Here is an 8,581-nt window from a genome sequence, read left to right as displayed (position 1 = left end):
GAAAGACAAACTGAGTATTAAAAAGAGGCTATATAAAGCAGCGCTGGATACTCAATATCTCAGGAAACTATTGAAAATTTGATGCGGTTGCCCTGGATGGTAGTAAATGCTACGGAAAGAAAGGTATTTAAAAAATCATATAAAACAGAAAGCCTATTTCGATGCGAAGTAGGCTTTTTCTGTTTATATATCTGCTACGCCTTTATGAAATTCTTTCTCACAGCGTTATTGTCGTATATTTTATCCTCGCTTAAAACCCAACCCATTTCTTCAGGTTTTTGTGAGAATAGAGATATTCCCTTTTCGAGAGTTTCGGGAATATACGTAATTATCATTTCGTCAATCAAATCATTGTCGAGTAGCATCGCTGTTAGTTCTGCTCCGCCGACGAGCCAAATATCTTTCCCATTCTCTTTTTTAAGTCCGGAAACAGTTTCAATGACGTTTTCCGTGATAAAATTAACGCCCTTCTTTTCCATCATCGGATTGCGCGTAACAACATGGACATTCTTATCCTCATATGGCCAGAGAATATCCATTATTCGCATATTGCGATAGGTATTACCGCCCATTATAACGGTATCGACCGAATCTACAAAGTTTTTGTGATCTTCTTTCGAGGGAACGGGATAGCCGATTAACCAATCCAAATCGCCGTCTGGCGGAGCAATATAACCATCATTCGATGCCGTAATGTACAATTTCAACTTTTTCATGCCCTTATCCTTTTATAAATTCATCCTTCAAGAACATTCGCCAGACTAAAAAAGAAGCGTGGAACTCACACTGCTCCGTTACGAGGCACTGGTATGACTTCGATATTTTTCAATCAAGGAAAGAGGTATCTCCATTAGACGGATATTGGATGCGCTTCCCGTCTTCTGGCGATGGGTCATAATCCAATAGCTTCCGTCTTCCTGTTTGACGATGTTTTCGTAGGTCAGATTCTTAACATCAATATAAGCCAGTCCGCAAAAGGTGGAGAAAACAAACATGTCACGGACAATCGCTGTTGTTTCATTGTCGAAATTCTCTGCCATAATCTTCTCCAAATCTTTCCGACTGATATTTCGGTGCTTTATTTCAGAAGATTCCAACTCATACGAGAAGAAAGGATCTTTGCCGATAATTCCTTCATCAATAGCTTCAGATATTGCTTCACGCATTCGGCAGACAGCAAAACTGGTTGTATTGATAGCCAATTTTCTTGTAACACGAAGATAATGGACATATTCTTCGATAAAGGAATACTTTAAGGCCTTAAAAGAAATATCTTTCAACTTGTACTTCGTTTGGAGAAATGCGACCAATAAAGAATGGTAATGTTTGTAACTTGTCAATGTACTTAATGCCCTGTCTTTTCCTACGCGGGCAGCAAGTTTCTCATTCATTTTAGCCATATAAGCACAAAGAGAGTCCTGCGCTTCGGCAATACCTTGTACAATGACTTTCAGATCGGTAGCTGTGAAGTCTTTCCCGATACGTTTTTCCTCATTATAGCGAGTGTAGATGAGTAGGTTTACCTTCTCGATTTTCTTGTTTATATCATTGGCAAATACACTCTTGCCTTTCAGTCTTCCGGCTTTGGCATCCCATAGTTCGACATCGGCATCAATCTTCAGACTGAATTGAGCCATCGTTTTTCCGACATGGATTCGTCCCATGATGGGACAAAGACCGTTTTTCTTTCTCTGATTCTTTTTCAGATAGAACAGAACTTTCAACTCGTTTGTCATAACACTCATTTTTTAGTTTTAAAATTACTTCTGAAATGAGTTATTTGAGCTATGAAAAATGAGCGGTCTGCTATCAATGTGCCAAGTGCAGAAGTTATTTTGACACGAATCACTTCGTTTTGCTTAATCTATTAAATATAAACTTAATAGATGGCATTTTGCCGTATTCTGCTTCGCTAAAAACAGGTAATGACTTGGTAACGGAAAAGCAACGAAAACAACTGATTTTTGCGTTTTTCGGATTAAGCCAACTTCGGACAACCTCTGCCTATAAGACTAAATATCAACGGGTTCATCCTTTTTCGCATTTAATCACTTTTTTGCAATGTTATAGGTGTAAAGGTACAAGTTTGTCAGACAATAAAAATTTGATACTTCATTTATAACGGCAAAGATACTTATATATTTTAATGGGATAATATAAAAATCTTATCCCCGCAAGTATATCGCCCAAATGCTATTTAATACAAAAAACATATTACCTGCACAAACTAAGCTAAGTACAACCCGTGTACGTAAAGCTTTTTATATTCTGCAACATAAATTATTATTTATTTCTGCAAAAGAAAAGGTTTTTCAAAAAAATAGGAATACATTTGTAGTAGCAAAATGTTACATTATTTTATTGAAATAAGTAAGAGAAAGCTAGATTTACTAATAAATAAATAACTTAACTATCACATAGAATGGCAAAAGTGAAAGGAGCCGTAGTGGTAAATGTGGAGAGATGCAAGGGATGCAATTTGTGTGTCATTGCATGTCCGTCTGATGTTCTCGAACTACAACCACGAGAAGTCAACGATAAAGGATACCATTACGCTTACATGAAAAATCCTGAAGAATGTATTGGTTGTGCTAACTGCGGATATGTATGTCCGGATGCGTGTATTACTGTTTATAGGAAAAAAATTGATTAAAACTTTAACGACAATTTTCCGATCATCCATACAGTGATTTTTCGTATCGGGGAATCGTCATTATATTGTAAATAAAGAACTATGTCTGAAGAAATATTCTTAATGAAAGGAAACGAAGCGATCGCTCATGCAGCAATACGCTACGGAGCAGATGGCTACTTTGGATACCCTATTACTCCGCAATCGGAAGTAATGGAAACTCTTATGGACGAAGCACCATGGGAAACAACCGGAATGGTGGTACTTCAAGCCGAAAGTGAAACATCTTCTATTAATATGGTATATGGTGGTGCAGCATGCGGTAAAGCCGTTATGACATCATCTTCAAGTCCGGGTATGAGCTTAATGCAAGAAGGCGTGTCTTATCTTGTAGGAGCCGAACTACCTTGTTTGTTGGTTAACGTGATGCGTGGCGGTCCTGGTTTGGGAACAATACAACCATCGCAAGCCGACTATTTTCAAACAGTGAAAGGTGGTGGTCATGGCGACTACAAACTAATCACATTGGCTCCATCGTCTGTACAAGAGATGGTAGACTTTGTATCGTTAGGTTTCGATTTGGCATTCAAATACCGTACACCAGCCATAATATTGTCTGACGGTGTGATTGGCCAGATGATGGAAAAAGTTGTTTTCCCTCCCAGTCGTCCAAGAAGAACTGAAGAAGAAATTCGCAAACAATGTCCTTGGGCTACATTAGGAAGAACTCCGGACAGAAAAGCAAACGTAATAACTTCTCTTGAGCTTGACTCTAGCATAATGGAAGAAAACAACAACCGTTTCCAAGCTAAGTTTAAGAAAATAGAAGAAAATGAAACCCTATTTGAAGAGGTAAATTGCGAAGATGCCGATTACATATTTGTGGCTTTCGGTTCGGCTGCTCGTATTTGTCAAAAAGCGGCAGAGCTTGCCAGAAAAGAAGGCATAAAAGTAGGACTTATCCGTCCTATCACTTTGTGGCCATTCCCATCAGCAGTAATAGCCAAATATGCAGAAAAAGTGAAAGGCTTCCTTTCTGTTGAAATGAATGCAGGACAAATGGTTGAAGACGTTCGCCTTGCGGTGAATGGCAAAACTAAAGTAGATCATTACGGACGTCTTGGAGGTATAGTTCCAACTCCTAACGAGGTTGTTGTAGCTCTCAAAGATAAATTTGGCTGCTAATATTAATGTTGATTAACTAACAAAAAACAAAAACAATGAGCAATAATATTATAGATCCGGCTAACATGATTTATACCAAGCCGGAATTAATGAACGACAACCAGATGCACTACTGCCCCGGTTGTTCGCACGGAGTTGTGCATAAGTTAATTGCCGAGATTATCGACGAGATGGGACTTCGTGAAAAAACTATCGCAGTAGCGCCCGTAGGTTGTGCCGTGTTTGCATACAACTATATTGATGTAGACTGGGTAGAAGCTGCGCACGGACGTGCTCCTGCTGTGGCAACAGCCGTTAAACGTTTGAATCCTGACAAATTGGTATTCACATACCAAGGCGACGGAGACTTAGCTGCTATCGGTACTGCCGAAACAATACACGCTGCCAACCGTGGCGAAAACATAGCTACTATTTTTATCAATAACGGTATCTATGGTATGACCGGCGGACAAATGGCTCCAACTACATTGGAACACATGAAAACAGCTACTTGTCCTAATGGCCGTGATATCCATCTGAATGGTTATCCTCTAAAAATAACCGATCTTTTAGCTCAATTACCTGGTGTTTGCTTGGTTACACGTCAGAGTGTACATACGGCAGCAGCTGTGAAGAAAACTAAAAAGATGATTCGCAAAGCTTTCGAAAACGCGATGGAGGGTAAAGGTGAATCTATCGTAGAAGTTGTTTCTACATGTAACTCTGGATGGAAACTAAGCCCTGCTGCTTCTAACGATTGGATGGTAGAAAACATGTTCCCTGCTTATCCTTTAGGAGATTTGAAAAATATATAATCAGAAATTTGGATATAATATCATGATAAAAGAATTAATTATAGCAGGTTTTGGAGGTCAAGGCGTTTTATCGATGGGTAAAATCCTGGCATATTCCGGACTTATGGAAGATAAAGAAGTTACATGGTTTCCTTCTTACGGACCTGAACAACGTGGTGGTACTGCAAACGTAACAGTTATATTGAGCGACGATCCTATCAGTTCTCCTATTGTTAATGAATTTGATATCGCTATCATATTGAATCAGCCTTCGCTCGAGAAATTTGAATCGCAAGTGAAGTCGGGAGGCATCATCATTTATGACCCTAACGGTATACACACACCTCCAACCCGCAAGGACGTTTATGTATATTCGGTAAAAGCAGTAGATGCTGCCACTGAAATGCAGAACCAGAAAGCAGTCAATATGATTGTATTGGGTGGAGTGCTAAAAGTATCTCCGATGGTGAAACTTGAAAACGTGATGAAAGGTTTGAAAAAATCGCTACCCGAACGTCACCACAAGCTATTGCCAATGAACGAAAAGGCTATCGTGAAAGGAATGGAAATTATTCACGAAGACCAAGCACCAGCGTAATTTTACGAAATAAACATAGAAGAAAACATCCAATCTGAGCAAGGTTGGATGTTTTTTATTATTTTTGTTGTAGTTTTGGCTTTTAGCCTTATCGTATATATAATTACAAATTATTGGATAAAAACTCAATATGAGCGACCAAAGATATAACCAACGGGGAGTTTCGGCATCGAAAGAAGATGTTCATAATGCAATAAAAGATGTGGACAAAGGCATTTTTCCAAAAGCATTTTGTAAAGTCATCCCCGATATACTGGGTGGAGATCCCGAATACTGTAATATCATGCACGCCGACGGAGCAGGAACAAAATCGTCGTTGGCATACATGTATTGGAAAGAAACGGGTGATATCTCGGTATGGAAAGGCATTGCACAGGATGCTCTTATCATGAATATAGACGACCTGCTTTGTGTGGGTGCGGTCGATAATATACTTCTTTCGTCAACTATTGGCCGTAACAAGCATCTGATACCGGGCGAAGTTATCTCGGCAATCATAAACGGAACTAACGATCTGTGTAAAGAACTATCAGATTTAGGTGTACACATCTACCTTACCGGAGGCGAAACCGCCGATGTGGGCGACCTTGTCCGTACCATTATCGTTGACAGTACTGTTACGTGCCGTATGAAGCGCAGTGATGTGATAAGTAACGATAATATACGGGGCGGAGAAGTAATTGTTGGCCTTGCATCGTACGGACAAGCAACATACGAAAACCAATATAACGGTGGTATGGGTAGTAACGGACTGACATCTGCCCGTCATGATGTTTTTGCCAATTATCTGGCAACAAAATATCCCCAAAGTTACGATAGCGCAATACCTACCAATTTGATTTATTCGGGAAAAAAGAAACTAACAGACAAGGTAGAAGGTGTTGACCTCGATGCCGGCCGGTTGGTACTCTCACCCACACGTACATATGCGCCTGTCATAAAAAAGGTGTTAGACGAATTGCGTCCACATATACACGGAATGGTCCACTGTTCCGGTGGTGCGCAAACTAAAGTGTTGCATTTTGTGGAAAACGTGAGGGTTGTAAAAAATAATATGTTTCCTCTCCCTCCTCTATTTAAGTTGATACAAGAACAATCGGACACCGATTGGAAGGAAATGTACAAGGTTTTCAACATGGGGCATCGTATGGAAATATATCTATCTCCCGAACATGCTCAACGTGTAATTGAAATCTCTAAGTCGTTTAATATTGATGCACAGATAATTGGTTTTGTTGAGAAATCAGAAAAAACAGAACTTATCATCGAAAGCGAATTCGGACGATTTGAATATTAATTTAATTGGAAATACTAATAAATAAACTAATTATTTTACCATGGAAAACGAAAACACTTATCAGCAAAACTCATATCAACAGGATCCGTACAATAATGTACCCGTAACACCTCCCAACAATAACATGCCTTTGGCAATTGTTTCTTTAATTTTGGGCTGTTGTAGTCCTTGGTGTACAGGTCTTATTCTGGGTATTATAGCTGTAATATTCGCTTCGCAGGTGAAAACCAAATTTAACGCAGGCGATCCTATTGGTGCGGAAAAATCGGCCAAAACCGCAAAAATACTTTCTTTTATAGCTTTAGGATTATTTGTTGTAGGTATCATCATGTCTATTGTAACGATAGTATCAATGGGCGGTATTGATGGAGTGAAAGAATATTATGAAAGTGAGTTAGCCAAATACAGCTAAGGATATATAAACCAAAAAATAATAAAAACGAGAGGCTATTCGAAACATTGGGTAGCCTCTTGTACTTTCCATTCTCTACACCTCCCATATGACTAAAAAAACAATAGTATATACAGCTGCAACACTGGCTTTACTGATACTGTGTTTTGTATATTATTTTATTTATAATCCGGCAGGTAGTTCTAACTGGGCATTAAAATGTACGTTTCACGAGTTGACATCCTTCCATTGTCCCGGATGTGGCGGACAGCGGGCTATACATTATCTGCTGCACGGGGAAATAATGATGGCTTTAAGAAGCAATATCGTATATGTAATTGGGCTACCTTTCATTATATACCTTTATTATTTTTGCGTAGATGTATATGTTTTAGGCAATAAGGATAGGCTAAACAACTTTCTGCTATCGACCCGGACAGCTATTATTGTAATAATTATTGTTGTTATATTTTTCATCGTCCGGAACATTCCGTTATCGCCTTTTACGTTCCTTACCCCGCCTTAAAGGTTTTCAACCCCCAGAAGCCTATCTACTTCGGCAATCCATTTGTTGTAATCGAAACGGGTCAAATTTTCCGATGCTAAAGAGTTATAATAGTCTTTCAGTTCGGGTTTATCTAAAGCCGTTTTCATTCCGGTGTACACACCATCAATACTGTTTTCTATCATCATACCATACTTTCCGCGGGCTATCACATCTTCGGGCCCACCACAATCGGTTGCTATAACAGGCGTTCCGAGCGATATGGCTTCGAGCAGAACCAACGAAAAACTTTCGATAGACGACCCGCAAAGCAACCAATCGGCACGGCGCATATACGGATAAGGGTTCGACACACGCCCATACATGGTTATCTTGTCTTCGAGGTTTAGTTCCGCAATAAGTTTTTTCAGATTATCGTACTGAGGGCCATCGCCAAGAATCATTACACGAAAATCGTATCCTTCGTCCAACAGTTTGCGTGTCATCTTGATAGTACGGTCCACTGTTTTTTCGAACGAAAGGCGCACTACAACAATGAACAGCGTGCCATCAAACCGAGGTATATCATTTACCGTGAGTTCCGATTTTTCGGCAATACCACTCAAATTCATGGCATTATAAAGAACCTTTATGTCGGTTTTGCGGACAGTTTTCTTATAAATATCCATGTATTTATTTTTGCACGAATCGGAAACGCAAATTATCTCGTCATAACGGTTAAACGATTTCCGCATTTTATACAGATGATATTCGTTCAAACGCATAGCAATCCATTCTTTTAAGGAATGACTACCATAGTCACGTTCAAAAGGCTGAGTATGCACCCATTGCAACTTGCGAACATTCATCCGGCTGAAAATAATGGAATAGAACGTATCTTTGAAAGCGACTATCAAATCGTAATCCTTTTCATTTATACCAAACTTCTTGGCATAGATGCGAGGGAAAAATATCGAGAGGTTTTTATAAAACTTCTTCTTAAAGCCCTCCGGTTGCTTTGGATAGATATATTTTATGGTGATTTTGGGCGATACCTCCGACAGCATCTTATTTCTCTCGGAAGGATTAGGAATCAGGAGTGTAACTTCGCATTGTTTTTCTGCCAAATGATTCAATATATCAAGCAGAAGCACTTCTGTGCCACCCATGTAAAAACAATCGTTAAAGAACAATATTCTTTTCATATGTATTTCTTCTCTC

Annotated in this window: 10 protein-coding genes; 7 read left to right on the top strand and 3 right to left on the bottom strand. The window is 39.3% G+C overall.

The genetic code is table 11. From position 1 onward, the window contains the following. Positions 1-194: 194 nt before the first annotated feature. Both M2132_RS03850 and M2132_RS03845 read right to left on the bottom strand, forming a co-directional pair. On the bottom strand, positions 195-716 hold the full coding sequence (locus M2132_RS03850; protein ID WP_280671512.1) for a dihydrofolate reductase family protein: 522 nt from the start codon (positions 714-716) through the stop codon (positions 195-197). 78 nt (positions 717-794) lie between these two features. After that, positions 795-1,736 (bottom strand): site-specific integrase, encoded by a 942-nt coding sequence (locus tag M2132_RS03845; protein WP_280671511.1) that lies wholly within the window; start codon positions 1,734-1,736, stop codon positions 795-797. Between the two features lie 686 nt (positions 1,737-2,422). Here M2132_RS03845 and M2132_RS03840 point away from each other — a divergent pair. From M2132_RS03840 to M2132_RS03810, 7 genes are all read left to right on the top strand, one after another. Continuing rightward, positions 2,423-2,653, top strand: a complete 231-nt coding sequence (locus M2132_RS03840; RefSeq protein ID WP_280671510.1) for a ferredoxin family protein — start codon at positions 2,423-2,425, stop codon at positions 2,651-2,653. An 81-nt stretch (positions 2,654-2,734) separates the two neighbouring features. Then, a complete protein-coding gene (locus tag M2132_RS03835) occupies positions 2,735-3,817 on the top strand; it encodes a 3-methyl-2-oxobutanoate dehydrogenase subunit VorB (protein ID WP_280671509.1) in 1,083 nt (360 codons plus the stop codon). 35 nt (positions 3,818-3,852) lie between these two features. Next, complete coding sequence (locus tag M2132_RS03830; protein ID WP_280671508.1) at positions 3,853-4,611, top strand: thiamine pyrophosphate-dependent enzyme; 759 nt, start codon at positions 3,853-3,855, stop codon at positions 4,609-4,611. A gap of 22 nt (positions 4,612-4,633) precedes the next feature. Further along, positions 4,634-5,188, top strand: a complete 555-nt coding sequence (locus tag M2132_RS03825) for a 2-oxoacid:acceptor oxidoreductase family protein (RefSeq protein ID WP_280671505.1) — start codon at positions 4,634-4,636, stop codon at positions 5,186-5,188. Positions 5,189-5,318: 130 nt separating this feature from the next. Further along, positions 5,319-6,485: an AIR synthase related protein gene (locus tag M2132_RS03820; RefSeq protein ID WP_280671503.1), complete on the top strand. Its 1,167-nt coding sequence runs from the start codon at positions 5,319-5,321 to the stop codon at positions 6,483-6,485. A 40-nt stretch (positions 6,486-6,525) separates the two neighbouring features. Continuing rightward, on the top strand, positions 6,526-6,897 hold the full coding sequence (locus tag M2132_RS03815) for a CD225/dispanin family protein (protein ID WP_280671501.1): 372 nt from the start codon (positions 6,526-6,528) through the stop codon (positions 6,895-6,897). An 88-nt stretch (positions 6,898-6,985) separates the two neighbouring features. After that, on the top strand, positions 6,986-7,402 hold the full coding sequence (locus tag M2132_RS03810; protein WP_280671500.1) for a DUF2752 domain-containing protein: 417 nt from the start codon (positions 6,986-6,988) through the stop codon (positions 7,400-7,402). On the opposite strand, the gene M2132_RS03805 is transcribed toward M2132_RS03810, so the two are convergent. Further along, positions 7,399-8,565, bottom strand: coding sequence for a glycosyltransferase (locus M2132_RS03805; RefSeq protein WP_280671498.1), 1,167 nt, complete (start codon positions 8,563-8,565; stop codon positions 7,399-7,401). The genes M2132_RS03810 and M2132_RS03805 overlap by 4 nt on opposite strands. Between the last annotated feature and the right edge of the window lie 16 nt (positions 8,566-8,581).

This window comes from Dysgonomonas sp. PH5-45 (assembly GCF_029893235.1).
In the GTDB taxonomy this organism is placed as follows: domain Bacteria; phylum Bacteroidota; class Bacteroidia; order Bacteroidales; family Dysgonomonadaceae; genus UBA1309.
The sequence above is the reverse complement of the archived record's forward strand: the minus strand, read 5'-3'. Positions and strand labels throughout refer to the sequence as shown.